General features: G+C 73.7%; 26 protein-coding genes. 16 read left to right on the plus strand and 10 right to left on the minus strand.

The genetic code is table 11. From position 1 onward, the window contains the following. Window positions 1-93: 93 nt before the first annotated feature. On the minus strand, window positions 94-897 hold the full coding sequence (locus ACZ4VA_RS07455; RefSeq protein ID WP_356168095.1) for an SDR family NAD(P)-dependent oxidoreductase: 804 nt from the start codon (window positions 895-897) through the stop codon (window positions 94-96). Between the two features lie 143 nt (window positions 898-1,040). Then, window positions 1,041-1,763 (minus strand): ANTAR domain-containing protein, encoded by a 723-nt coding sequence (locus ACZ4VA_RS07460; RefSeq protein ID WP_356168098.1) that lies wholly within the window; start codon window positions 1,761-1,763, stop codon window positions 1,041-1,043. Between the two features lie 456 nt (window positions 1,764-2,219). On the opposite strand from ACZ4VA_RS07460, the gene ACZ4VA_RS07465 reads away from it, so the two are divergent. Continuing rightward, window positions 2,220-2,753, plus strand: a complete 534-nt coding sequence (locus ACZ4VA_RS07465) for a GNAT family N-acetyltransferase (protein WP_355794519.1) — start codon at window positions 2,220-2,222, stop codon at window positions 2,751-2,753. Between the two features lie 39 nt (window positions 2,754-2,792). Here ACZ4VA_RS07465 and ACZ4VA_RS07470 read toward each other — a convergent pair whose 3' ends face one another. After that, on the minus strand, window positions 2,793-3,263 hold the full coding sequence (locus ACZ4VA_RS07470) for a hypothetical protein (RefSeq protein WP_355794521.1): 471 nt from the start codon (window positions 3,261-3,263) through the stop codon (window positions 2,793-2,795). A 105-nt stretch (window positions 3,264-3,368) separates the two neighbouring features. Beyond that, on the minus strand, window positions 3,369-4,274 hold the full coding sequence (locus ACZ4VA_RS07475) for a LysR family transcriptional regulator (protein WP_356168101.1): 906 nt from the start codon (window positions 4,272-4,274) through the stop codon (window positions 3,369-3,371). Window positions 4,275-4,388: 114 nt separating this feature from the next. Here ACZ4VA_RS07475 and ACZ4VA_RS07480 point away from each other — a divergent pair, with 114 nt between their 5' ends. Beyond that, window positions 4,389-4,673, plus strand: coding sequence for a hypothetical protein (locus tag ACZ4VA_RS07480; RefSeq protein ID WP_389389994.1), 285 nt, complete (start codon window positions 4,389-4,391; stop codon window positions 4,671-4,673). A 38-nt stretch (window positions 4,674-4,711) separates the two neighbouring features. On the opposite strand, the gene ACZ4VA_RS07485 is transcribed toward ACZ4VA_RS07480, so the two are convergent. Next, window positions 4,712-5,386: a DUF6629 family protein gene (locus ACZ4VA_RS07485; RefSeq protein ID WP_468080255.1), complete on the minus strand. Its 675-nt coding sequence runs from the start codon at window positions 5,384-5,386 to the stop codon at window positions 4,712-4,714. Window positions 5,387-5,591: 205 nt separating this feature from the next. On the opposite strand from ACZ4VA_RS07485, the gene ACZ4VA_RS07490 reads away from it, so the two are divergent. Together ACZ4VA_RS07490 and ACZ4VA_RS07495 are read left to right on the plus strand one after the other, a co-directional pair. Then, a complete protein-coding gene (locus ACZ4VA_RS07490) occupies window positions 5,592-5,807 on the plus strand; it encodes a DUF4177 domain-containing protein (protein ID WP_355794285.1) in 216 nt (71 codons plus the stop codon). Between the two features lie 163 nt (window positions 5,808-5,970). Then, complete coding sequence (locus ACZ4VA_RS07495) at window positions 5,971-6,894, plus strand: LysR family transcriptional regulator (RefSeq protein ID WP_468080257.1); 924 nt, start codon at window positions 5,971-5,973, stop codon at window positions 6,892-6,894. Window positions 6,895-7,132: 238 nt separating this feature from the next. Here the strand turns inward: ACZ4VA_RS07495 and ACZ4VA_RS07500 are convergent, their stop codons facing one another. Then, window positions 7,133-8,008, minus strand: a complete 876-nt coding sequence (locus tag ACZ4VA_RS07500; protein ID WP_356168110.1) for an oxygenase MpaB family protein — start codon at window positions 8,006-8,008, stop codon at window positions 7,133-7,135. A 369-nt stretch (window positions 8,009-8,377) separates the two neighbouring features. On the opposite strand from ACZ4VA_RS07500, the gene ACZ4VA_RS07505 reads away from it, so the two are divergent. Together ACZ4VA_RS07505 and ACZ4VA_RS07510 are read left to right on the plus strand one after the other, a co-directional pair. Further along, complete coding sequence (locus ACZ4VA_RS07505; RefSeq protein WP_356168113.1) at window positions 8,378-9,592, plus strand: phospholipase D-like domain-containing protein; 1,215 nt, start codon at window positions 8,378-8,380, stop codon at window positions 9,590-9,592. 111 nt (window positions 9,593-9,703) lie between these two features. Continuing rightward, a complete protein-coding gene (locus ACZ4VA_RS07510) occupies window positions 9,704-11,695 on the plus strand; it encodes a hypothetical protein (RefSeq protein WP_468080259.1) in 1,992 nt (663 codons plus the stop codon). A gap of 111 nt (window positions 11,696-11,806) precedes the next feature. Here the strand turns inward: ACZ4VA_RS07510 and ACZ4VA_RS07515 are convergent, their stop codons facing one another. Next, the gene (locus ACZ4VA_RS07515) at window positions 11,807-12,796 is read right to left on the minus strand and encodes an ArsR/SmtB family transcription factor (RefSeq protein ID WP_468080260.1); all 990 of its coding nucleotides are present in this window, start codon (window positions 12,794-12,796) and stop codon (window positions 11,807-11,809) included. A 195-nt stretch (window positions 12,797-12,991) separates the two neighbouring features. On the opposite strand from ACZ4VA_RS07515, the gene ACZ4VA_RS07520 reads away from it, so the two are divergent. Next, window positions 12,992-14,221, plus strand: a complete 1,230-nt coding sequence (locus ACZ4VA_RS07520) for an MFS transporter (protein WP_356168121.1) — start codon at window positions 12,992-12,994, stop codon at window positions 14,219-14,221. On the opposite strand, the gene ACZ4VA_RS07525 is transcribed toward ACZ4VA_RS07520, so the two are convergent. From ACZ4VA_RS07525 to ACZ4VA_RS07535, 3 genes are all read right to left on the minus strand, one after another. After that, window positions 14,173-14,700: a hypothetical protein gene (locus ACZ4VA_RS07525; protein WP_356168124.1), complete on the minus strand. Its 528-nt coding sequence runs from the start codon at window positions 14,698-14,700 to the stop codon at window positions 14,173-14,175. The two genes, ACZ4VA_RS07520 and ACZ4VA_RS07525, sit on opposite strands and share 49 nt — an antisense overlap. A gap of 203 nt (window positions 14,701-14,903) precedes the next feature. Continuing rightward, window positions 14,904-15,554: a DUF6624 domain-containing protein gene (locus ACZ4VA_RS07530; protein ID WP_468080263.1), complete on the minus strand. Its 651-nt coding sequence runs from the start codon at window positions 15,552-15,554 to the stop codon at window positions 14,904-14,906. Then, entirely contained in the window at window positions 15,551-16,087 is a 537-nt protein-coding gene (locus tag ACZ4VA_RS07535; protein WP_356239788.1) for an ATP-binding protein, read from the minus strand. Before ACZ4VA_RS07535 ends, ACZ4VA_RS07530 begins: the two co-directional genes overlap by 4 nt. 980 nt (window positions 16,088-17,067) lie before the next feature. Here ACZ4VA_RS07535 and ACZ4VA_RS07540 point away from each other — a divergent pair. The 9 genes from ACZ4VA_RS07540 to ACZ4VA_RS07580 all read left to right on the plus strand — a co-directional run bounded on the left by ACZ4VA_RS07540 (window position 17,068) and on the right by ACZ4VA_RS07580 (window position 25,490). Then, window positions 17,068-17,934: a helix-turn-helix domain-containing protein gene (locus ACZ4VA_RS07540; RefSeq protein WP_355791234.1), complete on the plus strand. Its 867-nt coding sequence runs from the start codon at window positions 17,068-17,070 to the stop codon at window positions 17,932-17,934. Between the two features lie 2 nt (window positions 17,935-17,936). Continuing rightward, window positions 17,937-18,182 carry a DUF397 domain-containing protein gene (locus ACZ4VA_RS07545; protein ID WP_355791231.1) on the plus strand — a complete coding sequence of 82 codons (246 nt, stop codon included), beginning with the start codon at window positions 17,937-17,939 and terminating at the stop codon, window positions 18,180-18,182. Between the two features lie 111 nt (window positions 18,183-18,293). Then, window positions 18,294-19,103 (plus strand): SAM-dependent methyltransferase, encoded by an 810-nt coding sequence (locus ACZ4VA_RS07550; protein WP_355791229.1) that lies wholly within the window; start codon window positions 18,294-18,296, stop codon window positions 19,101-19,103. Between the two features lie 167 nt (window positions 19,104-19,270). Continuing rightward, window positions 19,271-19,726, plus strand: coding sequence for a cyclic nucleotide-binding domain-containing protein (locus ACZ4VA_RS07555; protein WP_355791226.1), 456 nt, complete (start codon window positions 19,271-19,273; stop codon window positions 19,724-19,726). 27 nt (window positions 19,727-19,753) lie between these two features. Further along, window positions 19,754-20,566 carry an N-formylglutamate amidohydrolase gene (locus ACZ4VA_RS07560; protein WP_355791223.1) on the plus strand — a complete coding sequence of 271 codons (813 nt, stop codon included), beginning with the start codon at window positions 19,754-19,756 and terminating at the stop codon, window positions 20,564-20,566. Window positions 20,567-20,668: 102 nt separating this feature from the next. Next, complete coding sequence (locus ACZ4VA_RS07565; RefSeq protein WP_356168136.1) at window positions 20,669-21,916, plus strand: DUF4032 domain-containing protein; 1,248 nt, start codon at window positions 20,669-20,671, stop codon at window positions 21,914-21,916. A 96-nt stretch (window positions 21,917-22,012) separates the two neighbouring features. After that, a complete protein-coding gene (locus ACZ4VA_RS07570; RefSeq protein ID WP_468080267.1) occupies window positions 22,013-23,689 on the plus strand; it encodes an NAD(P)/FAD-dependent oxidoreductase in 1,677 nt (558 codons plus the stop codon). Next, a complete protein-coding gene (locus ACZ4VA_RS07575; RefSeq protein WP_356168141.1) occupies window positions 23,686-25,143 on the plus strand; it encodes an ATP-binding protein in 1,458 nt (485 codons plus the stop codon). The genes ACZ4VA_RS07570 and ACZ4VA_RS07575 overlap by 4 nt, the downstream gene beginning before the upstream one ends. Then, on the plus strand, window positions 25,140-25,490 hold the full coding sequence (locus ACZ4VA_RS07580; RefSeq protein ID WP_355793157.1) for a UBP-type zinc finger domain-containing protein: 351 nt from the start codon (window positions 25,140-25,142) through the stop codon (window positions 25,488-25,490). The genes ACZ4VA_RS07575 and ACZ4VA_RS07580 overlap by 4 nt, the downstream gene beginning before the upstream one ends. Window positions 25,491-25,521 lie beyond the last annotated feature (31 nt).

Genomic DNA, 25,521 nt, shown 5'->3' on the forward strand with positions numbered 1-25,521 from the left:
GTGACACGGCTCCGCGGCCGGCTGGTCCTCTTCCACAGCCGGCCGCGGAGCCGTGTCGTCCGCCCGCCCCGCGCGGACGGTGGCCCGGCGGTCTCAGTCCCGCCGCTCGCTCCCGGCCGGGTCCGGCTCCGCCAGCCTGCGGTGGGCCACGGCCTTCAGCCGGTCCGGGACGATCCGGTTGGCGATGCCCTGGGCCTTCGTCCTGCCGGAGCCCGTGACGAGCTTGTCCTTGCCCCGCATGACCGCGTCGAAGGCCTGGGCGGCGACCTCAGCCGGGTCGTCCTTGTCCATCCGGCCGATCTTCGTGTCGTCCTCCATGCCCGCCCGCCGGAAGAAGTCGGTGTCGGTCGGTCCGGGCATGAACGACGTGACGTGGACGCCGGTGTCCTTGAGCTCCTCCCGCAGCGCCTGCGCGAAGGACTGCACGAACGACTTCGTGGCGTTGTAGACCGGCTGGAAGGCGCCCGGCACGGCCGCGGCGACGGAGGACGTGAACAGCAGCCGCCCCTCGCCGTTCGCGATCATGTCGCGCACCAGGGGCTTGGTCAGCCGCACGGTCGAGGTGACGTTGAGGTCGATGACGGACTGGTCGTCGGCGAGGTCGGTGTCGGCGAAGGCGCCGCCGAGTCCGACACCGGCGTTGAGCGCGGCCACGTCCACCATCCGGCCCGCGACCGTCCGGTACACCCGTTCGACGCCGTCGTGGTGCCGCAGGTCCGCCCGGACGGTCTCCACGTGGCCGCCGAACTGCCTGAGCTGCTCGGCGGCGTCGGCGAGCCGGTCGTCCTCGGCGTTGATCACGAGCGAGAACCCGTTCTGGGCGAACTGCTTGGCCAGTTCGAAGCCGATGCCACTGGAGGCCCCGGTGACCAGGGCCAGCGGTTTGGTGTCGTTCATGGTGGAGGGGTACCCCCGCTGCCGAGTCCAACCGCCACGCCCCGCGTCGGCCGGCGCGGGACCCGTCCGCGGCGGGTCTCCGGCGTCCGCCGCGAGGGCGCGTACGGGCGGTCGCCCGAGGCCCCCGCGGCGGGAACCGCGCGTCAGCCCGCTTCGGGGAGCACCGGGCGGCGGTTCGTGAGGCTCTTCTGGAGCTGATGGCGGATGTCGCTGGCGAGATGCCCCGTGTGCGCCCACTCCACGATCAGCTCGGCGACGTGCCGCATCTTGATGTTGGTGTGCTGGGAGATCTCCCGTACGACGTGCCAGGCGTCCTCGGTCCGCAGGCCGGCCAGCGCCACGACGATCCCGATCGCCTGGTCGACGACCGCGTGCGAGGACACCGCCCGCTGCAGTTGCGCCAGCTCGTCGTGGAGCGAGGCCGGCGGGCCGCTCGCGCCGGCGTCCGGGCCCGTCCCCATGACGCCGGCCGCGTCGGCGAGGGACGCGCGGCTCGCGCAGGCGTGGACCGCCGCTCCGAGGGTGGCGAAGACCGGGATCGGGGCGAGGCCGAGGGCCAGCCGCAGCAGCGGGTCCACGTCCTGGCTCGGGCCCGCCAGCAGCAGCCGCCCCTGGGTCGCCTCCAGCGCGTGCGCGCAGTCCAGCAACTCCCGGACCGCCGCGGACGACAGGGCCCGCACATGGGAGAGGTCGACCACGATCCCGGTGCCCGGACGCTCCCCCGCCTTCCGTACGGCGTCGAAGAGCGGATGGCCGGCGTGGCCGACGTCGCCGACCGGGCGCATCAGCCACGCCGAGCGGCCACTGCCCGCCTCGACGGGGAGTTTCTCGATCCATACCTGGGGCGCTGTCTCCGCGTGGTCCATCGCAAACGCCTTCCTCCGCCTGAAAAGCCTTCTGTCGATGCCGGTGCAGTCGCGAACGCGCTCCCTCCACCGGTGGCGGAGGGAGCGCGTACGTGGGGCGCGCCTGACTTCGGTGTATCTGCCATGCATGCGGCCGGGCGCGGAGAAGTGACGCTTGGTACGAGCTGGTGGGTCCGCTGGTCGGCAGCAGCGCGGTCCGGTCCCGGACTCCGCAGTCCCGTCGTGGATGACGCGCGTCATCGAGCAGTCCGCGCTGAACATCCACGCCGAGGGAGATGCAGGGTCGTCCGGGGCCGCTTCCCGACCGCTTTGGGTTCTTGCCCGTTTTGCCGCACGTCAATGCATCGTTCGTCCGCGACCGCTTCTCTCCGGCCGCGCCGTCGGCCGGGGAACGACCGTGTGCGGCGGTCGGCCCCAGGTCAGCCGTGACCTCGCACGTCGGGCAGGATGGACTTCATGACCGAGATCCGCACCCCCCGCCTCCTCCTCCGCCGCTGGACCGACGACGACCTCGTGCCCATGGCCGACATCAACGCGGACCCGCAGGTGATGCGCTGGATCGGCGACGGCTCGGTCCTCGGCCTGGACGAGACGGCCGAGGAGATCGAGCGCTGGGAGGAGGAGTGGGACGAGGAGGGCTTCGGCGTCTTCGCCGTCGAACTGCTCGCCTCCGGTGAACTGGCCGGTTGCGTGGGGCTGTCGGTGCCCGAGTTCCTGCCCGAGGTGCTGCCCGCCGTGGCGATCGGCTGGCGGCTCGGCACCCCGTTCTGGGGGCAGGGTTACGCCTCCGAAGCCGCCCAGGCGACACTGGAGTTCGCGTTGCAGGACCGGGGTCTCGACCGGGTCGTCAGCATCAGCCGGATGGGAGACGACGCCTCCGAGAACGTCATCCGCAAGCTCGGGCTGGCCCCGGAGCGGGAGACCGAACACCCCCTGTACGGCCACGCGTTGGCGGTGCACGCGATCGACCTCACCGAGTACCAGGGGTGAACGGGCCGCGTCGGCGCTGACGTCGGGAGGACGCGCGGCTCAGCTCCCGCCCGCGTCCTTCGCGCACGAGCGGCGGCGGATGCCCGCGAGGAGCCTGCGCATGCCCACCGCGTGCCCGCCGGTTCCCACGACGAGCGCCCGGTAGACGCTGCCCGCCGGGCCGGGGAAGAGGGCCCGCGTCTCGGCCCGCAGCCGCGACCGTCCCGGGCCGAGGGGTTCGAGACGGAAGACCAGGGCGTACGACGAGAACCGGTGGCGCCCTCGAAGGACCAGCTCACGCTCCGGGTCCGCGGCGGCCACCCGGAACCCGGGGAAGGCCGACCCCTCGGCCAGGGGCCGCGGTCCGGACGCCGTGCGGTCGGCGCATCCCACCAGCCTCGCGTAGCCGGCCGCTCCACGGCGGGTGAAGGACTCGTCCAGCGTCTCGCCCAGCGCACGCCAGGCGTCCGCGGTGTCCGCGTCGAGGACAGTCGTGTGCTCGTCGACGTGGGGCAACGACGGCATTGACATCGGCATCGGCATGGCCTTTCGCAGGTCCGGGACGGCCCGGGAGCGGGGGCGGCGGTCGTCCGCCCGTACCGGTCGCATCAGTGGCCTGCCCGGGTGGTGGGGCGTTCAGACCTCGGCGGCCGCGGCGATGTCGTGCAGGGTCCGCAGTGCCGCGGCGACGCCGGGCCGTTCCCGGCCGCCGCCGCGGGTGCAGGTCAGGAGCTTGCGGTGCGGGTCGCCGGTGCAGCTGACCCGGGTGAGGGGCAACTGCGGGGCGAGGTGCGCCAGTCGGGGGATCAGGGCGACGCCCAGGCCGTGGGCGACGAGGTGGGCGGTGACGTTCCAGTCGAGCGCGTGGTGCACGATGTCGGGCGTGAAACCGGCGGCGCCGCACGCGGAGAGCACGTGCGGTCGGCACGGACTGTCCGGCACCGGCGCGATCCAGTCCTCACGCGCCGCTTCCGCGAGGTCGATGTCGCGGCGGCCCGCGAGGGGGTGCGTGTCGGGGACGACCAGGTCGAAAGGGTCGTCCATGAGCGGCTGCTGGTCGAACCGGGCGTCGCCGCGCGGCGGGTTGTACGGGGTCGACTCGACGACCGCGAGGTCGACCTCCCCCTCGAAGAGCAGGTCGAAGCTCTCCGGCGCCGCCGCCTCCCGGACTCCGATCCGCAGACGCGGGTGGCGCTCGCGCAGCCGTGCCGCCGCCGGAGCGAGGAGCGTCGCGACGGCCACGGGAAAGCCGCTCACCCGCAGGGGTCCCGCCGCCTCGTCGTGATCGGCCCTGAGGTCCAGTTCGGCCCGTTCCCAGCGGGCCCGGATGGCGTCGGCGTGTGCCAGCAGCCGGTGCGCGGACGGGGTGAGGCGCACCCCGCGCCCGTGCGGCCTCAGCAGCTCCACGCCCAGGTCGCGGGCGAGTTGGCGGATCTGCTGCGAGGCGGCGGAGGGCGTGACGTGCAGGGCGCGGGCGGCGGCCGTCACCGTGCCGTAGTGGTCGACCGCCCGCAGGACATGGAGCCGGCGCAGGTCAATCATGAAGGTCACGCTTCAAGGTGCCGTCCGGAAAGTCAACCTGGACGTGCAAGAAGCCGCGGTCCACGCTGGAGTCGTCGCGACGCACTCCCGTACTGCCGATCGAAGGAGCTGACGATGACCGGCCCGAGCAATGCCGCCGGAGGTCCGGGCACCGGCGTGTGCCCCCACTGCGGATGGCCCGACGACGCCGAGCCCTTCCAGGTGCTCTCCCGGCACGCCACGGCGAACGGCCGCACCGTGTGGGCCCGGTGCGGCTGCGGTTCCCTCCAGATGCGCACCGTCGACGCCTTCGGCACGCGTGTCGTCTCCCGCGGCCGCCCGGCGGCGACGGACGCGGACCGCCCGCGCGAAGCACCCGCGGACAGCACGGCGCGCCGGGTGTCCCACCGTCCCGTCTGACGCGCTCACACAGGGCGTGGAGCCGCCCCTGGGGAGGCTCATCTCCCGTCGCCCCTCCCCCGGGCGCGTGCCATGTCCGGTCCGGCCCGGTCCACGGCCTCGGGGCCCCGCCGTCCGCGCACCCAGAGGAGCAGGACGACCGAGCACACCGCCGCGAACGCGCACCACGTCGAGACGAACTCCACTCGCCACAGCGCCCAGCAGACGAGGGCGCCCACGGCGACGAGGATCCCGAGCACCGTCAGCCCGCGGTCGCCGGACAGCAGCAGGGAGCCGACGGTGGCCGCCAGGTAGCCGGCGATCAGCAGCCGGGAGTAAGGGAGTTGAAGGACGTAGGCGAGCGTGTGCCCGCGGATCTCGGCGGTCACCGGACGCGTGGCGAGTGCGTGCGCGAGCGCCGCCGCCGTCACGGTCCCGGCCGCCAGGGGGACCGTCAGGCGACGCCGGGCACGCGCGGGCACGGCGCACACCACCCCCACCGGCACCCACACCACGAGCAGCGGGAGGGCGATGACGGCCCAGGCCACGGTGGCGGGGCCCGATCCGCCGCCGGCGTGCCAGACCACGGACTCGACGAGCTGGTGCGCCCCGAGCAGCAACGGCAGGGCTGCCAACGGCAGATCGCGGCGCCGACGCGCGCGCACGACGCAGGCCACTCCGACGGCCGCGATCCCGGCGCCCGCCACGAGATCGGCCTTCGCACTCCAGCACATCGCGCCACCCCGGGGTCGACCGTCGTCGTGTGCCTCAGCCTTCGGCGCGGCCCAGGCTACGTCGCGCGGGGCGGGCGCCCGGGGTGACACGACGGCACCGGGCGCCCGCTCGGGCACGTCCGTGACGTCCGCGTAGGCTCCAGGGCATCTCCGGTGACCGGCGGTCCGCCGGTCGTCGCGACCTATCCGCAGGAGGCCCTCCGCCATGAGCGATCCCTACATCCTCGAGTACAAGGTCGTCACCTTCCGGGAGTCGCTCGTCGGGGACGCCCTCGACAGCGACAAGCTGGAGAAGCTCCTCAACAAGCACGCCGGGGACGGCTGGGCGCTGAAGGCGATCACGTCCGCCGACGTCAAGGGACGGATCGGGCCCGGCGCGGTCGAGGGTCTGCTGCTCACCTTCGAACGCCCGCGCCGGTAGGACCTTTCGGCGGGCACACGTCCTGGCCGTGGCCGCCGTGCGCCACGCGCAGGACTGGCAACTACGGGGTACACCTGGCGGAGGCCGGGTGTACCCGGTTGCAGGACGCTCCCACCCCTATGCCTTCGCCGAAAGGCACGTGCGGCTGGTATGCGTGGACGTCATGGACTTCAGTGACGTCTCGCTGACCGCCCTGCGGGTCTTCCGCGAGGTGGCCGAACAGGGCACCTTCACCGCCGCGGCGGGGGCGCTCGGCTACACCCAGTCCGCCGTGTCCCGGCAGATCGCCTCGCTGGAACGGGCCGCCGGAAGCCCTCTGCTGGAGCGGCGCCGGGAGGGCGTACGCCTGACCGCGGCCGGGCACGTGGTGCTGCGCCGGGCGTCGACCGTGATCGACCAGATCGACGCGACCGCCCGCGAACTGGCCGGCCTGCCCGCCCAGGCCGGGACCGTACGCGTGGGCTGGTTCCCCAGCGCGGGCGCCGTCCTGGTGCCGAAGGCCGTCGCCGCCCTGCGCCGCGCGCATCCCGCGATCACCGTCATCACCCGTGAGGGGAGCACCCCCGCGCTGGTGCGCGCGCTGCGGGCCGGCAGCCTGGACCTCGCCCTGCTGGCCTCCGCGCCGCCCTTCCGTCCGCTCGACACCGAGACGCCCCCGCTGAGCGTGCGCACGCTCACCGAACGCGGCCTGCGCCTCGCGGTGCCGGCCGCCCACCCCCTGGCCCGCGGCGACTTCGTGGACGTGGCCGAGCTGCGCGGCCAGACCTGGATCACCGGACCCGCCTCCGGTGAGGACCGGCTGATGGGGGTCTGGCCCGGGCTGGACGAGCGTCCGGAGATCGCGCACACGGCCCGTGACTGGCTGGCCAAGCTGCACCTCGTCGCGGCGGGGTGCGGTCTCACCACGGTGCCGCCCTCGCTCGTGCCGGCCGCCCCGCCGGGCGTACGGATCCTGCCGGTGCGGGGCGGCCCCCAGGAGCAGCGCCGTCTGGTGCTGGCCCGCCTCACCGGCCCGCTGAGCGAACCCGCCGCCCGCGTCGCCGACGCCCTGCGCGCCGCCGCGGTCGACGCCGAGACGCAGCCGTAGCAAGCGCGGTACGCGGTCCGCGCCCGGGAGCCGACATCTGCCACGGCCCGCTCGCGTGCGTACCCGCCGGACTGGTCACCGCCGGTCTCTTCGGCCGGAGGGGTCGTGGCGCGAGTCGTACGCCGTGGCGCGGATGCCGGAGTCCGGAAGGAGCCTTCGTACCGGACTCACAGGTGATCCGTCGCCGGAGCGCTTCCGGATTGGCCCCGGCCTGGAAACTCGGCCGGAGTCCGCTGGCTCAGCGTTGCCGGGACGGCGGCGGCGTCATCGCCCAGCGGATCGTCGTGACCAGCGCGCGGCCGGCGCGGGGGACCACGACGCCCTCCAGGACCGGCACCCGCGGGAGCCGCAGCGGGCCGCGGGCCCAGGGCGGGAGGTCGGCCACCGCCGTCGCCGTGAGGACGCCGTAGGCGGGCCGGGCCGCCAGCGGCAGCGGCGGGCGGAAGAGGATGAAGCGCGCCGCCGACCGGGCCTGCGGCGTGGCCCGCAGCTCGCCGCGGTAGGAGTCGAGGACCTCGGCGAGTTCCGCGCGGCTGCGGGGCGGGTCCGCCACACCGAGGGCCTCCGCCACCCGTGCCGTGTCGGCCACGTACCCGTCGCACCCGGCGGCGTCCAGCGGATGTGCCCCGTACCGCTGATGGGCGTCGAGGAAGCTGTCGGTCTCGGCGGCGTGCACCCAGCCCAGCAGGTGCGGGTCCGCGGCGTGGTACGGCTCGCCGAGGTCCGTCCTGCCCCGCACCTTGAGGTGGATGGCGCGGACGTGGTCGACGGCCCGCTGGGCGTCCTCGGCGGTGCCGAAGGTGGTGACGGCGAGGAACGTGCTGGTGCGCTGGAGCCGACCCCACGGATCGCCCTGGTACCCGGAGTGGGCGGCCACCGCGGCCATCGCCAGCGGGTGCAGCGATTGCAGGAGCAGCGCGCGCAGCCCTCCGACGAACATCGAGGCGTCCCCGTGGACGGTGCGGATGGGACGGTCCGGGCCGAACCACCGCTCCCCCGGTGTGTCGTGGATCCGGGCCCGGTTGGCGGGCCCCTCGGGCCCCGCGACCCGGCTGAACAGCTCGGCGCCGAGCCGCTCACGCAGACCGGAGACCGCGGATGCGTACGTGTCCATGGCCCCAGTGTCCTTCAGGACGCCCGCCCCCGGCAGACCCGGAAACCCTCCGCCGGCGGGTCCCGGACGGCCGGGAGATCCACCGGAGTACCCCACCGGATCGGGGGCACGAGAGTGTGTGCCACCGGCGGACTCCCCCGGTCCCGCCGGTGGCGATGCTCCCGCGCGGGGCGAAGGGGACGGGTCACCCCGGCGCCCGCGCGGTCGAGCGGAGGGGCAGGCCGCGTCATGGGAGACACAGGGCGGGCGCGGCCGCCCCTCCCGACGTGATCCCGCCCGGCAGGCGAGCGGTTCCGCGGCGTGCCCGCGGGACCGGCCGAGGGTCCGGCCCGGATCGTCGGCGCACAGAACGGATACAGGAGACGGTGAATGCGTGAGGCGACTGCGCTGGAGATCCAGCACGAGGACACGGCGGCCGGGGGCGACGCGGCCGGCCGCAAGCAGCGGCTGCGAAGACGGCTGGAACGGCTGATCGGTATCGCCGCCACCGAGGGCAACGAGCTGGTCCCGCTGCGCAACGGTGACGAGATCTTCCCGGCCATGCTGGACGCGGTCCGGTCCGCGGAGCACACGGTCGACCTGATGACGTTCGTGTACTGGCGGGGGCAGATAGCCCACGACTTCGCGGCGGCGCTGGCCGACCGGGCCCGCGCGGGCCTGCGCGTGCGGCTGCTGCTCGACGGCTTCGGGGCGAAGGAGATCGAGGCGGACCTGCTGGAGTCCATGAGCTCCGCCGGTGTGGAGATCGCCTGGTTCCGCAAGCCGCTCTGGCTGTCCCCCTTCAAGCAGAACCACCGCTGCCACCGCAAGGCCCTGATCGTCGACGAGCACACGGCGTTCACCGGCGGGGTCGGGATCGCCGAGGAGTGGTGCGGCGACGCCCGCGACCCCTCCGAGTGGCGCGACACCCACGTCAGGCTCCGCGGCCCGGCCGTCGACGGCATCGCCGCCGCCTTCGCCCAGAACTGGGCGGAGTGCCACGACGAGCTGTTCGACGAGCGGGACCGCTTCACCCAGCACGGCCAGCCGGGCGACGCGACCGTGCAGGTGGTGCGGGGTTCGGCCGGATTCGGCTGGCAGGACATGCAGACGCTGATCCGGGTCATGCTCACCTCCGCCGAGGAGCGGGTACGCCTGTCCACCGCCTACTTCGCCCCGGACGACTACTTCGCGGACCTGCTGGCCGCGACCGCCCGCCGCGGGGTGCGGGTGGAGATCCTGCTGCCGGGCCCGCACACCGACCAGCGGGCCTGCCGTCTGGCGGGGCAGCACCTCTACTCCGGCCTGCTGGCGGCCGGGGTCGAGATCAGTCAGTACCAGCCGACCATGCTCCACACCAAGATCATCACGGTGGACGGGGTCGCCTCCCTGATCGGCTCGACCAACTTCAACCGCCGGTCCATGGAGCACGACGAGGAGGTCATGCTCGCCGTGCTCGACGAGCGGTTCACGGCGGCCCTCGACGAGGACTTCGAGAAGGACCGGGAACGCGCCGAGAGGGTCGATCCGGTCCGCTGGAAGCACCGCCCGCTCAGCCAGCGCCTCAAGGAGACCGCCGTCCTGCCGATACGGCGCTTCCTGTAGCCGGGCTCGGACCGGCCGGGGGTCCGCGTCCCGGGGTGCTGTGACCATCCCAAGATTCACTCGTTTGAAGCAGCGCAGTGACCTGTATCCGATGCGGAAGGCACGCGCTCCATGCACAGCCCCCGGCAACGACCTCCCGTCACGGGCACCCGGACCGCGCTCGACCGGGCCGAGTCCGCGTTGATCGGCCAGTACGGCGACCTGACCCGGCTGGCCTATCTCACACTGCCCGTCAGCCTCGGCCGGCACCGCCGGGTGCTCCTCGCGCACGGCATCGTGCAGCGGGCCCTGCCCGGAGTGCGCGGCCGGCTCCCGGCGCCGCGCAGACCGGACGCGGACGGCGACGGAGCCGGGGCACCGGTGCCGGAGGCCCGCCGGCTGCGCCGGCACGTGGTGCGTGCCGCGCTGGCCCGGGAGCGGCGACCGCGCGGCTGGCCCGCCGCACTGCCCCCGCCGGGCACGCTCCTGCCGGGGCTGCCGCTGGTGTGGGGGCTGCGGTTGTTCCCCGCGGCAGGCGGGGCGGAGGACATGGCTCTGGGCCGGCTGCTGGCGACGGCACCGGCCGAGGCCCGCGCCGCCTTCCTGCTGCTCCGCCTGGACGGGCTGCCCGTCGCGGAGGTCCGTGAGGTCCTCACGGGCGCCGGCGTCCGTGATCCCGAGGGCGCCCTGCGGGCCGCCGACGAGCTCGGCTCGGCCGTCGGGGAGCAGGCGGAGCGGCTGCTGCGGTCCCGCGAGTTCGACGCCTGCTTCGTGCAGACCCGCCCCACCGACCTGCTGCGACGGCGCCGCCGCCTGTGGTGCGCGTGGGGGACGCTGGCCGCGCTGGTGGGCTTCCTCGCCCTGTGGGCCCTGCCCGGCCCCGGTCAGGGTCCCTCCCCCGCGGGCGCGGGTACGGACGCGCGGGCGGGCGTCCCGGTGCCGGGCCCGCGGCAGTTGACGCGCACTCCGGCGGACGTCTGGGCCGACACCTCGCGGGTCGACTTCACGGCGTGGCCCGCTCGCGGCGACCGTGTCGACGACGACGGCCTCCTGGCGCGGGCCCTCTCCGTCTGGGCCCGTCCGCCGCGGAGCGTCCGCCCCGCCGTGGCACCGGATACCCCGGCCGAACCGCCCACGCGATCACCGCAGCTCCTGTACGCCGGTGAGGTCGAAGGGCGGGCCGTCGTCCTGTTCCACGACGTCCAGCGGATCGTCCGTTACAGCGAGCCGCTCACCTCCGGCACGCCGAGCCTCGCGATCGCGCGGGCGGACGACGCCGACGTCACGACGGCCGCCGCGGTCGTCGTCGCGCGCGGCCGGGGCACGGTGCGGTTCCTGACCGCGCCCTGGATCGCCGGGGCGGAGACCCGGGACCTGCTGCGCCCCGACTCGCCCGCCCGGCGGCTGCGCGTCGCCCCGGACGGGGTCACCGGCACGGTTCCCGCCCCCTCGGCACGGACGGCCTGCGACAGCGTGCCGGTGCTGCAACTGCGCTCCTCGGCCCGGATCGTGGAGAAGCACGCCTTCCTGCTGAGCGACCTCGGCGGTCTCTCGCCGGTGCACCTGACCTACACACCGCTGCCCGGCACCGGCACCGGGGCCCCGCCGAGCCGCCAGCCGCGGGAGGCGACCGGGGCGCCGGCGCTGGTGGCCTGGGCGCGGCTCGGGTGCGGTCTGCGCGAGGTGCGCGGGAGCGGCGTCCGCGCGGTCAACGTCTGGGACTTCGCCGCGCAGGACCTGCCCGAGCACGGCGGGCGTTCGGTGTGGTCCTGCGTGCGCGCCTCGACCTGGCGCGGCCCGGGCGACGTCGTCGTGCGGTGGCGTACGCCGGACGCCTCCGCGCCGGCCAGGGTGGTGGCACGGGCCCGTTCCACGGCGGCGTGCAGCCGCTTCGGCCAGCACGTCGTGGCGGGCACCCGCTGGCGCGCGGGCTCCGGGCACTGGTACGTGCTCGCCGCCGGCAGCCGGGCGGTCAGCCGGATCGAGGTCGCCGGAGACGTCACGGAGTCCCGGGCCGGCCGGACCCTCGCCGTCCGGACCCCGGAGAAGTCCCGCACCCGTGTGACGGTGAGCGGGGTGCTGACGAACGGGGACAAGCTCATGGAGATCGGCCGGGACGGCTGAGGCGGGGGCACTCGCGTCCACCGGGAGCGGCCAGGCGTCGGCGGGCGCGCCGAGCCGCCGGGCCCGGTGGCGGGCGGAAGCCCGGGTGAGCCGGTCCGGCCGGGCGGCCGGTCAGGTTCCGTCCGCCACCGCGTCGCCGAGTGCCGTGCGTTCGTAGAGCACGTGGTAGCCCCGGCGGTGGGACACCAGGAGGCCCGACTCCCGCAGGACCGACAGGTGCGCGGAGACGGAGGAGGGCGCCAGGCCGTGCCGGTCCGCGAGCGCGGTCGTCGAGGCCGGGGCGTCGAGGCCCGTCAGGATGGCGGCGCGGTGGTGGCCCAGGAGACGGGCCAGCGCCTCGGGCGTCCCGGTGCGGGCACTCTGCGGCAGCCCGCCCATCCCCCTCGCCGGATAGATGACCGTCGGCTGCCACGGCCGGGCGAAGCCGCTCACCACATCGGGCCACACGAAGACGCTGGGCATCAGCAGGACACCCCGGCCGTCGGGGCCCTGCGCGTCCTGGAGGTCGCCGTACATGCGCAGGGTGAGCGCGTTCCCCGCCCAGTGGATGCCGGGGTGCAGGTCGTCGAAGAGGGCTTCGAGTCCGCCGTCCGCCAACTGCCGTGAGCGGTGGGCGACATCGGCCTCCAGGAGTGCCCGGTGACGTGGCCAGTCCGGCGCGAGAAGGGCGTGCCAGGCGCGTTCGGTGAGGTCGGCGAGCCTGCGGACGGCGTCGGCCGGGTCGTCCAGGGCGGCGCGGGCGTGCGGCGATCGGGCCGCCCCGGGCGTGCACGCGAGCGAACGGGCCATCTCCGTGCGGGCCATGCCGGGGTCGGTGGCCCGCATCCGCGCCAGTTCCTCCTCGAAGGCGGGACAGGGCGACTCGGGCGGCGGTCCCAGGAAGTCGGGGGTGTATCCGCCCGGGCGCGGCATGAACAGCCACAGGAGCGACAGGTCCAGGCCCGCCACGGTCGCCCGCACCCGGCGCAGCCAGGCCCGGTGATAGGCGTGCCGCGAGGGCCGCCGCAGCATCCGCAGCGCCTCGTGCGTCTGGCACAGCGGGGACACCGCGAACCGGCACCGGGTCAGGTCGTCGGTGCCGAGGTGCAGGGTCAGCGGCAAGACGGCCTCCGGTGGTCGCGGGCGGTGACGGGCGGGCCGGGGCGCCGAGGTCCGTCCGGCCGCGCGGGACCGCACCGGCCGGACCGGGCGATTCGGCTCCGTCCGAAAGAGTAGAAGGCCGTGCGGCCGCGCCCGCACGCTGTCCCCCGGCCGACCGGCCCTCGTTTCGACTGCCCGGCGCGGAAAGGCATTCGCATGGGGAGCGCACGTCTCACCTCGCGGCGCAGAGCCGCCGTCGTCGCGGCTCTGATGCTGGCCGCCTTCACCTTCAACACCACGGAGAACCTGCCCGTCGGGCTGCTCTCCCTCATCTCCGCCGATCTCCGGGTCTCCCTGGCGGCCGTCGGGCTGCTGGTCACCGGCTACGGACTGACCGTGGCCGTGGTCTCGCTGCCGGTCGCCCACGTCACCCGGTCGATCCCGCGCCGCCATGTGCTGTCCGGGCTGCTGGGGCTGCTCGTGCTGGCCAGCTGGGTCTGCGCGCTCGGGCCGGTCTCGTACGGTCTGCTGCTCGTGGCGCGGGTGGCGACGGCGCTGGCCCAGGCGCTGTTCTGGGCCGTGATGGGGCCGGTGGCGGTGGGTCTCTTCCCGCCCGAGCGGCGGGGGCGGATCATCGGGCTGCTGTCCGTCGGGGGCTCGCTCGCCACCGTGCTCGGTGTCCCGGCGGGAACCTGGCTGGGCGGGCACGGCGGCTGGCGCGCGCCGTTCCTGGTGCTGGGCGCCCTCGCGCTCGTCTCGCTGGTGGCGGTCGCGGTCCTGCTGCCGACCTCACCGCCGGAGGCGGGGCACGCGGCGTACGGGGTCCGGCCCGACGCCCGCAGGTTCGCCGTGGTCCTGGTGACGACCGCGCTCTCGGTGACCGGCGCCTTCGCCGGGTTCACCTACGTCGTCCCCTTCCTCGGTGAGGTGAGCGGCTTCTCGCGGGACTCGGCCGGTGCGCTGCTGATGGTCTTCGGAGTGGCGGGGCCGGCCGGGATCGCCGCGGCCGGGCCCCTGCTGGACCGGTTCCCGCGCGGGACGCTGATCGTCCCGGTGGCGGCCCAGGCGGCGGCCCTCCTCGGCCTGTACGCGGGCGGCCGGAACCAGGCGGTGACCGTCGCCATGCTGATGCTGCTGGGGGCCTCGGTGGGACCCGTGTTCATGGCGACCCAGAGTCAGGTGCTCCAGGTGGCGCCCGGGCGCAGCGAGTTGGCCCTGGCGGCGAACTCGGCCGCGTTCAACGCGGGAGTGGCCGCGGGCGCGCTGACGGGCGGGGCGCTGCTGTCCGTCACGGGGGTGCGCGGCACGTTCCTGGTGGGCGGGCTGCTGACCGCCGGGGCGCTCGCGGTGCTGGTGTGGCCCGGAGCGTCCGGGTCCGGCGGTTCGGCCCGGCGGGCTCACTCGACGCCGGGGCCCGCTTCCTTCCTCAGGAAGTTGCTCACCTGACACGCGAGGCTCTCCTCGACGGCGCCCGTGCGGACACCCGTGTCGACCGGGTCCTCGGGCAGTCCGACACCGCCCGCCCAGAGGTAGCGGTCGGTCCACTCCTCGTCGACCTTCAGCTGCACCTGGATGTCGACCCGGGTCAGGTCGGCGTCCGTGCCGGCGGCGTACGCGACGGCGGTGACGCGGCGCAGCGGGTAGACGTCGAAGCCCTCGATGAACTGCGAGTTCCGCCAGTCGAGGAGCGCGCTCTCGCCGTCCGCGCCGAGACGGACGTCGATCTGGCCGTCCTCCAGGTGGATGCCGAAGTGCTCGCCGGAGCGGTTCTCGACGGTGACCCGGAATCTGAAGTAGGTGAGACCTTCGGCGGCGTCGTCGCGGCCGCGCGGGGGCTCCGCCTTCTCCAAGCCGTGGACGCGGACACGCAGGCCGGCGTGCTCGTCGCACTCCTGCCAGTCTCCGACCACATTCGGCTCGTACACGATCCACCTCTCGACCTTCGAAGCTGCTTCTTATCCGTGTGCTCAACGAAGTGTCAAATGAGTGGAACCGGCCGTGGCCAGGGAATTCTCCCGGCTTGATCGTCGATCAAGCCGTGCGCAGCAGAAATCATTTCCCAGGCTGTGACGGCGGCGTCCCGGTGCGTGCTGCACATCACGCTCGGCGGCGGTCGGCCCGCGGGGGCTCAGCCGCGCTCGCGCAGGGCCCGCATCTGCTCGTCGAGCGGGCACAGCCCGACGTCACGGCGCCGCTCGTCGACGGTCCCGGGCCGCCGGAGCGCGTAGGGGCGCAGGGTGACCGGATTGACCCGGGTCCCGTAGAACTGCGGCTCGCCGAGTTCGACGGCGCAGTGGTCCGCGATGTACGCGTGCTGCGCGGGCGGGCAACGTCCGTCGGCGACGGCCTGGGCGATCAGGTCGCGGCACAGCAGCTGGAAGTCGAGGTCCGGCGTGTGCAGCAGGATCATGAGGGCCGCCGTGGAGGCCTCCGCGCCCACCTGGTCGGCGGCCGGCCAGCCGTGCCGGCGGACGATCGCTTCGAGGGCGACGGCGTTGGCCCGGCGGCATTCCAGGACCGCGCGACGGGCCCGGGTCCCGGGATCGGCCTGCGCCTGCCGTGTGACGCGGGTGTCCTCCTCGGCCCGGCGCACCAGTTCCCCGGCCAGCAGGGCGGCGAACGCGGGGAGCATGCGGGTTCCCGAGGTGTCCCCCGGCTCGGGGCCCTCGTCCGCCGCACCGGGTCCGGCGGTCCGGGGGCGCGCCGGCTCGGCGGGTGCCCGGGTCTCGGAGGTGTCGGCCGTACGGTCGTCCGCCAGGCGTTCGGCGAAGCGGTTCACGACGCCTCCCCGGGCCCGAGTGCGAGGGTGAACCACACCCGTTTCCCGTGCCCGCCGGGCTCGGGCGGGGCGACCCCCCAGTCGTCGGCGAGCGCGGCCACGATGGCCAGGCCCCGGCCCGACTCCGCGGTGACGTCCCGTGGGCGGGCCGAGGGCGCGGTGGGCGAACTGTCGGCGACGGTCACGCGCAGGTGCCGTCCGGTGCACTCGACGGTGACGGTGATCAGGTCGGCGGTGCCGGCGCTGCCGTGCCGCACGGCGTTGGCGAAGACCTCGTCCGCCGCGAGGACGGCGTCGTCGACGGTCTCGGCGGGGAGCGGCAGGCCGGCGAGGTGCGTGGTGATCGTCCGTCGTACGCACGCTGCCTGCGACGGATGGGCGGGCACGGCGGTACGGAGGGGGCGGGGCTGGGTCAACTCGATCAGGGCCTCATGGTGCCGGACCCGGCGGAAGGGCACGTGGTCGTCCGGCGCGTGGGCGCCGTGTGTCGGTGAGGGCGACGGACGGCGGGGGTGCGCTCCGGGTGCCGTCATCGGACCTCCTTCGCGTGCGGCGCGGCCGGGAGGACGTTCCGGCCGGTCGGCCGCGCGGCCGGCCGAGCGGACCGGCCGGCGGCGCAGAGGGCAGGGCGGTGGTCCCGTCGCGGGCCCGTGGTCGCGCGGGGCGCCGCAGGTCCGGTGCGGCGTCCGAGGGCCGGGCCCGCGCGGGATCCGGTGCGGGCGGGCGGCGTGGGCCCACCCCATCGGAACGGAGCGGGAGCCGCCCCAGGACGACGGAGAAACGATCCGCCGAGACCATCGGGGCCGCGACCCGCGGCGGGGGCGGCGGGCTCGGCTCGGAATCCGGGTTCGGGAGCGGGAGCGTGTTCGAGTTCAGGTCCGAATCCGGGTCCGGGATCAGGCCCCGGTGCGAGGTCGGGTCCGGATTTGCGTTCGGGACCGGGACCGGGGTCGCGTTCAGGTTCGGCGCCGGCCCCCGCGGGTGCCGCGTCCACGTACTCCTCTTCCGCCCGGCCCACGGGTAACGGCCCCGGCTTTCCCCTCATGACGCGGCCCCCGGCGTCGGGCGCGCGCCGCGCCCGTACTCGTGCCCGAGCCGTTCGTGCCGGCGTGGCTCCGGGCGACGGCGGACGTCCCGTACGTCGCTCCGCAGGGTGAGGGACGCACAGGACCTGCCCGCGGCCCCGGGCGCCGCGACCGGCGCCCTGCCGGGTCCGGCCGCTCCCCTGCCGGGGTTCCTCGATCGTCCGTCCTTCACGGTGGTCACCCAGGTCTCACATCGCATCGCGTGGGCTGCGTCCCGTACCTGGTGATCCATCAGAAGTGGTACGGCTGAACGCAGTTGAGCGTCGTCGCCGCCGACTGCTCGCCAGCTCCCCCGATCACTATGGTGGCGGACGGAGCCGGGCCGCAACCGGCGTTCCGATAATTTCAAAACGATTCGCATCGCTCTGTCTCTGTCGGTCACCGCGTGCCACACTGCACGCTGTGACGGCCGTACCGGGAGGTAGGACGTGAGCGAGAACCGCTCCGGCGGCAGCGCGCCGACCGTCTTACGGATGGTTCTCGGCAAGCGGCTCCGGCACCTGCGGGAACAGGCCGGAGTCTCGTTCGAGGACGCGGCGCGGGCCATCGAGGTCACCCCGCTGACGGTCCGCAGGATCGAGAAGGCGGAGGTCGGTCTCCGCATCCCGTACGTGAAGGAACTGCTGCGCGCCTACGGGGTCCCGGAGGCGGAGCTGGAGGACTTCCTCATCCTGGCCAGGGAGGCCAACCGGCCCGGCTGGTGGCACAAGTACCGCGACGTGCTGCCCGAGTGGTTCAGCGCGTACGTGAGCCTGGAGAGCGAAGCCAGTGTCATCCGCCTGTACGAACCGCACTACGTCCCGGGCCTGTTGCAGACGCGCGAGTACGCCACCGCGCTGCTGCACGTAGGTTTCCCGAACGAGTCGCCCGAGGACATCGCCCGCCGGGTCGCCCTGCGCCTCAGGCGTCAGGACCTGCTCGCCAAGCCGGACGCGCCCGCCCTGTGGGCCGTCCTGGACGAGACCGTGCTGCGCCGCCCGGTGGGCGGAGCCGACGTGATGCGGGCCCAGATCGACCGGCTCGCCGAGGCGCTGGACATGCCGAAGGTCAGGATCCAGATCATGCGCTTCGGCGCGGGCGCGCACCCCGGCGCCTTCGGGCCGTTCCACTACTTCCGCTTCGGGTTCTCCGAACTGCCCGACGTCGTCTACACCGAGAGCCTCGCCGGGGCGGTCTACGTCGACCAGCCGGCCGACGTCGTGACCTGTCTCGAAGTGCTGGACCGGATGTCCGTGCAGGCGGAGCCGGTCACTCGAACCAGGGACATCCTGGCCGAACTGCGTAAGGAGTTGTGACCATGGGATCAACGGGCCCCGTCCGCAGCGGCGTCAGCGCCACCGATCTGGGAACCGAGGGCTGGTCGAAGCCCTGGAGCGGCACGAACGGCGGGAGTTGCGTCGAGGCCAAGCCGCTGTCCGGCGGCCGCGTGGCCCTCCGCCAGTCCACGGATCCGGAAGGGCCCGCGCTGATCTACTCCCGGGACGAGATGGCCGCGTTCCTGGCGGGCGTCAAGTCGGGCCAGGCCGACTTCCTCATCGCGTGACCGCCCGGCCCAGGGGCGGACGTTCCCCCGTCATCCCAACTCCCGGAAACGTCAGGCGCGTTGCCGTTAGGTTGGGGACAGACCACGTGTGACGCACGGCAGGAGACTCCCATGGCAGACGGCCGGTCCCTTCCCGACCAAGAGGCGTTGTCCAAGATCGACACCACGGTGCCGCACTCGGCCCGCATCTGGAACTACTGGATGGGCGGGAAGGACAACTACGAGGTCGACCGGGAGGCGGGTGACGCCTATCGCGAGGTCGCCCCGAACATCGAGACCATGGCCCGCGCCTCCCGGGGCTACCTGATCCGCACCGTGACGCACGTGGCCGGCGAGCTCGGCATCCGCCAGTTCCTCGACATCGGCACCGGCCTGCCCACGTACGACAACACGCACCAGGTCGCCCAGCGGGTGGCGCCGGAGTCCCGCATCGTCTACGTCGACAACGACCCCCTGGTGCTCCGCCACGCCCAGGCGCTGCTGACGAGCACGCCCGAGGGGGTCACCGACTACATCGACGCGGACCTGCACGAGCCCGAGAAGATCATCGAGGCGGCGGCCCGCGTCCTGGACTTCAGCCGGCCCGTGGCCCTGATGCTCATGGGCATCCTCGGCCACATCCAGGACTACGAGGAGGCCAAGTCGATCGTCCGGCGCCTGCAGGCCGCCCTGCCCTCCGGCAGCTACTTCGTGCACTACGACAGCACCGACACCGACGCCGCCCTCAAGGAGGCCCAGCAGGGCTACGACGACACCGGCGCCGTCCCGTACGTCCTGCGCAGCCCGGAGCAGATCACCGCGTTCTACGAAGGGCTCGAACTGCTGGAGCCCGGTGTCGTGTCCTGCCCGCTGTGGCGGCCCGAGCCCGGTTCCTCGCCGGAGCCCACGGACGTCCACGGAGGCGTGGCCCGCAAGCCGTGACCCGGGTGCCCGGAGGCCGGTGGGCACGCGAATTTCGGCTCCGGCGCGACGGAACGCCTGGAGTCCGCTCCAATGGAGGGTGACGGAAGACAACCGGTACGAGATGCGCCGCATCCCGTCACAGGTCCGGGGCCTTTTCTCCCCGGGGCGGCGCGACGGAGGTCCGTATGCCCACTGCTCTCCGGCTGCTGCACGCACTCTCCGCCGACCATCGTGAACGTCTGATGGGCGTGGCCCGCGAGGTCTCGTTCCCCGCCGACGGAATGATCTTCGAAGCCGGAGGGGTCGCGGACCGCTTCTGGGTGATCCGCTCCGGGACGGTCTCCCTCTACCAGCAGGTCGTCGCGGACCGGCGCATCTCGGTGGCGACGCTCGGGCCGAGCGATCTCCTCGGCTGGTCCTGGCTGTTCCCGCCGCACCGGTGGGACTTCGGCGCCGAGGCGTTCAGCCCGGTGCGCGCGTACGAGTTCCGGGCGGACGAGGTGCTCGCCCTGTGCGCCGACGATCCGACCCTCGAACTCTCCCTGACCCGCACGATCGCCGCCATCCTGGCCCACCGGCTGGAGACGACCAGGCAGGCGCTGATCGAGCACTACGCCCGGCACGGGGGCGTGGTGCGCTGACGCCGGGGCGGTCGCGACAATCGCCCCATGGACAACGCCTCCCCCTCCGACCTCCGGTCCTTCGAACTCCTGCCCGGGAGCGCGGACTCGCCCGTGCTCCTGCACGTGCCGCACTCCGCGCGGGCGATACCGGCCGCGGTGCGTGAGGGCATCCTGGTCGACGACGCCGCGCTGGAGCGGGAACTCGACCACATCACCGACGCGCACACCGCCGAACTGGCCGCGCTCACCGCGGAACGCGCGCGAGTCACCCCCTGGCGTCTCGTCAACCGGCTGTCCCGCCTCGTGGTCGACCCCGAACGCTTCCCCGACGAGCGGGAGGAGATGCTGGCCGTCGGCATGGGCGCGGTCTACACCCGCACCACGGGGCGCGCGCCGCTGCGCCCCGACGACACCGACCCGGCGCCGCTGGTCGAGCGCTACTTCCACCCGTACGCGCGGGCGATGACACAGGCGGTGGCCGACCGGCTGGCCGCCGCCGGCCGCGTGGTGATCGTCGACGTGCACTCCTACCCGACGTCCCGGCTGCCCTACGAGCTGCACGGCGACGGTCCCAGGCCGCCGGTGTGCCTGGGCACCGACCCCGTCCACACGCCGCCCGAGCTGCTCGCCGCGGCGCGGAAGGCCTTCGCCGGATTCGGCGGTACGGGCACGGACAGCCCGTTCTCCGGTACCTACGTGCCGCTGCGCTTCCACGGCACCGAGCCGCGCGTCCAGGCCCTCATGGTCGAGATCCGGCGGGACACGTACATGAGCGAACCGGGCGGCCCGGCCGGTCCCGGTCTCCCCCGCCTCGCCTCGGCCCTGGCGGAGCTGGTCGACGCGGTGTCCGGCGGGTGAACGGCCGCCCACCCTGCGGGCACCCGGTTGACGAAACCGGCGCGCGGATGCGGAGATGCTCCTGCGGCGGGACGTCGACCTTGAGGTGAGGGCAGCACATCGATGGCACTGCAGATCAGCGCGACCAACCCGGAGCACCCCGCGCTCCTGCTCGAACTGCCCTGGCAACTGCCGCTGGAGGAATGGCCGGAGCACCACCTGGTGCCGCTGCCGCGCGGTATCTCCCGGCACGTGGTGCGGTACGCACGCGCCGGGACCGAGGTGGTGGCCGTCAAGGAACTCGCGGAGCGGCCGGCGCTGCGCGAGTACGAACTGCTGCGCAGCCTGGACCGGCTGGGCATCCCGTCGGTGGACCCGCTCGCCGTCGTCACCGGCCGCGTCGGGGCCGAGGGCCCGCTCGAACCCGTCCTCATCACCCGGCACCTGGGCGGCTCGATGCCGTACCGCTCGATGTTCGAGACGACGATGCGCCCGGCGACCATGCACCGGCTGATGGACGCGCTCGCCGTGCTGCTGGTGCGGCTGCACCTCGCGGGGTTCGCCTGGGGTGACTGCTCGCTGTCCAACACGCTGTTCCGGCGGGACGCGGGCGCCTACGCCGCGTATCTGGTCGACGCCGAGACCGGGGAGCTGCACGCGAGGCTCAGCGAGGGCCAGCGCGAGTACGACCTCGACCTGGCCCGGGTGAACATCAGCGGGGAGCTGCTGGACCTGGAGGCGGCCGGGGCGCTGCACCCCTCCGTGGACCCGATCGACTTCGGCAGGGAGATCTGCGCGCGCTACCAGGGCCTCTGGCAGGAGCTGACGCGCACGTCCGTGTACCCGGCCGGCAAGCACCACTACATCGACCGCCGGATCAGGCGGCTGAACGACCTGGGCTTCGACGTCGCGGAGATGCAGATCGCCCACTCCTCCAACGGCGACACCGTCACCTTCGTCCCGAAGGTCGTCGACGCCGGGCATCACCAGCGGCAGCTGCTGCGGCTGACCGGGCTCGACGCGGAGGAGAACCAGGCCCGGCGGCTGCTGAACGACCTGGAGAGCTGGATGGCCACCCAGGAGGACTACGCCCCCGGCGACCCGCTCGCCGCCCGCCCCGAGGTCCTCGCCCACCGCTGGGTCCGGGAGGTCTTCCGGCCGACCGTGCGCGCCGTGCCGCGGGAGCTGCGGGGCTCCATGGACGCGGCGGAGCTCTACCACGAGCTGCTGGAGCACCGCTGGTACCTGTCGGAGCACGCGCAGCACGACATAGGCCTGGACACGGCCGTCGAGGACTTCGTGGCGAACATCCTGCCCACGGTGCGCAAGGAGCTGCCGCCGCCGGCCGAGGACTCCGGACCGCCCGCCTGAGCTGCGGTGTCCGGACGCCTCGCGGTTCGGGGGCGAAGGTGAGCGTTCAAACATACGATTGAGCCAGTACACGGACCTGCTCGGGGTGGGAGACCTATGGCACAGGCCACCGGATCGGCGAGGACCGTCATCCTGACCGTGGATGACGATCCCGGCGTCTCGCGCGCCGTGGCCCGCGATCTCAGGCGCCGCTACGGCGAGACCCACCGCATCGTGCGGGCGGAGTCCGGCGAGACGGCCATGGAGGCGCTGCGGGAGCTGAAGCTGCGCGGCGACCAGGTGGCGGTGATCCTCGCCGACTACCGGATGCCGCAGATGAACGGCATCGAGTTCCTGGAGCAGGCCCTCGACGTGTATCCCGGCGCGCGGCGGGTGCTGCTGACCGCGTACGCCGACACGAACGCGGCGATCGACGCGATCAACGTGATCGACCTGGACCACTACCTGCTCAAGCCCTGGGACCCGCCCGAGGAGAAGCTGTACCCGGTGCTGGACGACCTGCTGGACGCGTGGCGGGCCAGCGACTACCGGCCCGTGGCGGTCTGCAAGGTGGTCGGGCACCGCTGGTCGGCGCGCTCCTCGGGGGTCCGCGAGTTCCTGGCCCGCAACCAGGTGCCGTACCGCTGGTACTCGTCCGACACGGCGGAGGGCCGGCGTCTGCTGTCCGCCGCCGGTGCGGACGGGCAGCGTCTCCCGCTGGTGATCACCCCGGACGGCACCCCGCTCGTCGAGCCCGAGGACCCCGCTCTCGCGGCACAGGTCGGGCTCGCCACGACGCCGACGGCGGAGTTCTACGACCTGGTCGTCATCGGGGGCGGCCCGGCCGGTCTCGGCGCCGCGGTCTACGGGGCCTCGGAGGGTCTGCGAACGGTCCTGGTGGAGCGGTCGGCCACCGGCGGGCAGGCGGGCCAGAGCTCGCGCATCGAGAACTACCTCGGCTTCCCGGACGGGGTGTCCGGAGCGCAGCTGACCGACCGCGCGCGCCGGCAGGCCGCGAAGTTCGGCGCCGAGATCCTTACCGCGCGGGAGGTGACGGGCCTGGAGGTCACCGGGGCCTCGCGCACCATCCGGTTCTCCGACGGGTCGGCGATCGCCGCGCACAGCGTGATCCTGGCGACCGGCGTGTCGTACCGGCAGCTGGACGCGCCCGGGATCGCGGACCTGACCGGGTGCGGGGTGTTCTACGGCTCGGCGCTCACGGAGGCGGCCTCGTGCCAGGGCCACGACGTGTACATCGTGGGCGGCGCCAACTCCGCGGGCCAGGCGGCGATGTACCTGGCGCGGGGCGCGAAGTCGGTCACCATCCTGGTGCGCGGCTCGTCGCTGGCCGCGTCGATGTCGTACTACCTGATCCAGCAGATCGAGGAGGCGCCCAACATCAGCGTCCGCACCGGCACGGTCGTCGAGGCCGCGCACGGCTCGGACCACCTGGAGCAGCTCATCCTGCGGGACGTGGCGAGCGGGCACACCGAACTCGTCGACGCGCAGTGGATGTTCGTGTTCATCGGCGCGGCCCCGCTCACCGACTGGCTGGACGGGACGGTGCTGCGGGATCCGCGCGGGTTCATCATGGCCGGCCCCGACATGACCGCGGACGGGCAGCCGCCGCCCGGCTGGGAACTGGACCGGCCGCCGTACCACCTGGAGACCAACGTGCCCGGTGTGTTCGTGGCGGGTGACGCGCGGGCCGAGTCCGCGAAGCGGGTCGCGTCCGCGGTCGGAGAGGGAGCCATGGCCGTCATGCTCGTCCACCGTTACCTGGAGCAGTCGTGAGCGGGCGGCCGGTGCCGTGCAGCGTCGCCGAGCTGAGCACCCTGTTCCTCTTCGAGAAGCTCGACGGCGACCAGCTGGACCGGCTGTGCCGGGAGGGCCGGGTGGAGACGTTCGAGTCAGGTCCGGTCTACACCGAGGGCGAGCCGGCGAGCTGCTTCTTCGTCCTCCTCGAAGGCACGGTGGTGCTGTCGCGGCGGGTCGGGAACGACGACGTGGAGATCAGCCGCAGCTCCAGCCGCGGTGTGTACTCCGGTGCCATGCAGGCGTATCTGGGCGACCGGGTGCGGCCGGTCTACAACAGCTCGATGCGGGTCACCGAGCCGTCGCGGTTCTTCGTGCTGCCCGCCGAGACGTTCGCGGCGATCATGCAGGACTGGTTCCCGATGGCCGTGCATCTGCTGGAGGGGCTGTTCTTCGGTTCGAAGAACACCCAGCAGGCGATCGGGCAGCGTGAGCGCCTGCTGGCCCTCGGCTCGCTGTCGGCGGGCCTGACCCACGAGCTGAACAACCCCGCCGCCGCGGCGGTGCGGGCGACCTCGACCCTGCGGGAGCGGGTCGCCAAGATGCGGCACAAGCTGGGCATCATCGCCACGGGCCCGTTCTCGCGCGAGGCCCTGGCACATCTCATCGAGATCCAGGAGCGCACCGCGGAGCGGGTCGCCAAGGCGCCGGTCCTGAGCCCGCTGGAGGCCTCCGACCGCGAGGACGCCCTCGGCGACTGGCTCGACGACCACGGCATCGCCGAGGGGTGGCAGCTCGCGCCCAGCTTCGTGCAGGCCGGCCTCGACGTCGACTGGCTCGACCAGGTGGCGGCGGCCGTGGGCCCGGAGATCCTCCCGGGAGCCGTCGGCTGGCTCAACTACACCGTGGAGACCGAGCTCCTGATGAACGAGATCGAGGACTCCACGGCCCGGATCTCGCACCTGGTGAACGCGGCGAAGCAGTACTCCCAGCTCGACCGCGCCCCGTACCAGGTCTGCGACGTGCACGAACTGCTCGACAGCACCCTGCTGATGCTCTCCGGCAAGATCGGCCCCCGCATCACCGTGGTCAAGGAGTACGACCGCACCCTCCCGAAGATCCCGGCCTACCCCGGCGAGCTCAACCAGGTGTGGACGAACCTCGTCGACAACGCGGTGTCGGCGATGAACGGCACCGAGGGGGACGGCACGCTCACCGTGCGGACCGCCATGGACCGGGACCGGCTCCTGGTGGAGTTCCGGGACACCGGGCCCGGGGTGCCGGCCGAGATCCGCGACCGCATCTTCGACCCCTTCTTCACCACCAAGCCGGTGGGCGAGGGCACCGGGCTCGGCCTGGACATCTCCTGGCGGATCGTCGTCAACAAGCACCACGGACACCTCGAGGTGCGGTCCGTGCCCGGCGACACCCGCTTCCAGGTCCGCCTGCCCCTGACCGCCGCGGAGCCCGACACATCCGAGGAGCCTTCATGACCCTGCCCGACGGAATCGACCCCGCCGTCCCGCCGAGCGGTACCGGGTGCGTCGAGTGCGACGCGACCGGCGGTTGGTGGCTCCACCTGCGGCGCTGCGCGCAGTGCGGCCACATCGGCTGCTGCGACGACTCACCCTCGAAACACGCCTCGGCCCACGCGCAGGAGAGCGGGCACCCCTTCATGCGCAGCTTCGAGCCCGGCGAGAACTGGTTCTGGAACTTCGACACCTCGGAGCTGTACGAGACCGGTCCGGACCTGGCTCCGCCGGTCTCCCGTCCCGCCGAGCAGCCGGTGCCCGGCCCGGCGGGGCGGGTCCCGGCGAACTGGGCGGACACGCTGCGCTGAGGGCCGCGGGGCACGCGGCCGCCCGGCGGGA

The organism is Streptomyces sp. NPDC028308 (assembly GCF_055565855.1).

What these genes read in the sequence shown, in the direction of transcription:
- ACZ4VA_RS07505 (WP_356168113.1), top strand. Translation starts at nt 8,378, where the DNA reads ATGCGTGAGGCGACTGCGCTGGAGATCCAGCACGAGGACACGGCGGCC.
- ACZ4VA_RS07495 (WP_468080257.1), top strand. Translation starts at nt 5,971, where the DNA reads ATGGACTTCAGTGACGTCTCGCTGACCGCCCTGCGGGTCTTCCGCGAG.
- ACZ4VA_RS07545 (WP_355791231.1), top strand. Translation starts at nt 17,937, where the DNA reads ATGGGATCAACGGGCCCCGTCCGCAGCGGCGTCAGCGCCACCGATCTG.
- ACZ4VA_RS07550 (WP_355791229.1), top strand. Translation starts at nt 18,294, where the DNA reads ATGGCAGACGGCCGGTCCCTTCCCGACCAAGAGGCGTTGTCCAAGATC.
- ACZ4VA_RS07490 (WP_355794285.1), top strand. Translation starts at nt 5,592, where the DNA reads ATGAGCGATCCCTACATCCTCGAGTACAAGGTCGTCACCTTCCGGGAG.
- ACZ4VA_RS07485 (WP_468080255.1), bottom strand. Translation starts at nt 5,386, where the DNA reads ATGTGCTGGAGTGCGAAGGCCGATCTCGTGGCGGGCGCCGGGATCGCG.
- ACZ4VA_RS07470 (WP_355794521.1), bottom strand. Translation starts at nt 3,263, where the DNA reads ATGTCAATGCCGTCGTTGCCCCACGTCGACGAGCACACGACTGTCCTC.
- ACZ4VA_RS07535 (WP_356239788.1), bottom strand. Translation starts at nt 16,087, where the DNA reads ATGACGGCACCCGGAGCGCACCCCCGCCGTCCGTCGCCCTCACCGACA.
- ACZ4VA_RS07500 (WP_356168110.1), bottom strand. Translation starts at nt 8,008, where the DNA reads ATGGACACGTACGCATCCGCGGTCTCCGGTCTGCGTGAGCGGCTCGGC.
- ACZ4VA_RS07510 (WP_468080259.1), top strand. Translation starts at nt 9,704, where the DNA reads ATGCACAGCCCCCGGCAACGACCTCCCGTCACGGGCACCCGGACCGCG.
- ACZ4VA_RS07455 (WP_356168095.1), bottom strand. Translation starts at nt 897, where the DNA reads ATGAACGACACCAAACCGCTGGCCCTGGTCACCGGGGCCTCCAGTGGC.
- ACZ4VA_RS07475 (WP_356168101.1), bottom strand. Translation starts at nt 4,274, where the DNA reads ATGATTGACCTGCGCCGGCTCCATGTCCTGCGGGCGGTCGACCACTAC.
- ACZ4VA_RS07570 (WP_468080267.1), top strand. Translation starts at nt 22,013, where the DNA reads ATGGCACAGGCCACCGGATCGGCGAGGACCGTCATCCTGACCGTGGAT.
- ACZ4VA_RS07560 (WP_355791223.1), top strand. Translation starts at nt 19,754, where the DNA reads ATGGACAACGCCTCCCCCTCCGACCTCCGGTCCTTCGAACTCCTGCCC.
- ACZ4VA_RS07465 (WP_355794519.1), top strand. Translation starts at nt 2,220, where the DNA reads ATGACCGAGATCCGCACCCCCCGCCTCCTCCTCCGCCGCTGGACCGAC.
- ACZ4VA_RS07480 (WP_389389994.1), top strand. Translation starts at nt 4,389, where the DNA reads ATGACCGGCCCGAGCAATGCCGCCGGAGGTCCGGGCACCGGCGTGTGC.
- ACZ4VA_RS07555 (WP_355791226.1), top strand. Translation starts at nt 19,271, where the DNA reads ATGCCCACTGCTCTCCGGCTGCTGCACGCACTCTCCGCCGACCATCGT.
- ACZ4VA_RS07565 (WP_356168136.1), top strand. Translation starts at nt 20,669, where the DNA reads ATGGCACTGCAGATCAGCGCGACCAACCCGGAGCACCCCGCGCTCCTG.
- ACZ4VA_RS07580 (WP_355793157.1), top strand. Translation starts at nt 25,140, where the DNA reads ATGACCCTGCCCGACGGAATCGACCCCGCCGTCCCGCCGAGCGGTACC.
- ACZ4VA_RS07460 (WP_356168098.1), bottom strand. Translation starts at nt 1,763, where the DNA reads ATGGACCACGCGGAGACAGCGCCCCAGGTATGGATCGAGAAACTCCCC.
- ACZ4VA_RS07520 (WP_356168121.1), top strand. Translation starts at nt 12,992, where the DNA reads ATGGGGAGCGCACGTCTCACCTCGCGGCGCAGAGCCGCCGTCGTCGCG.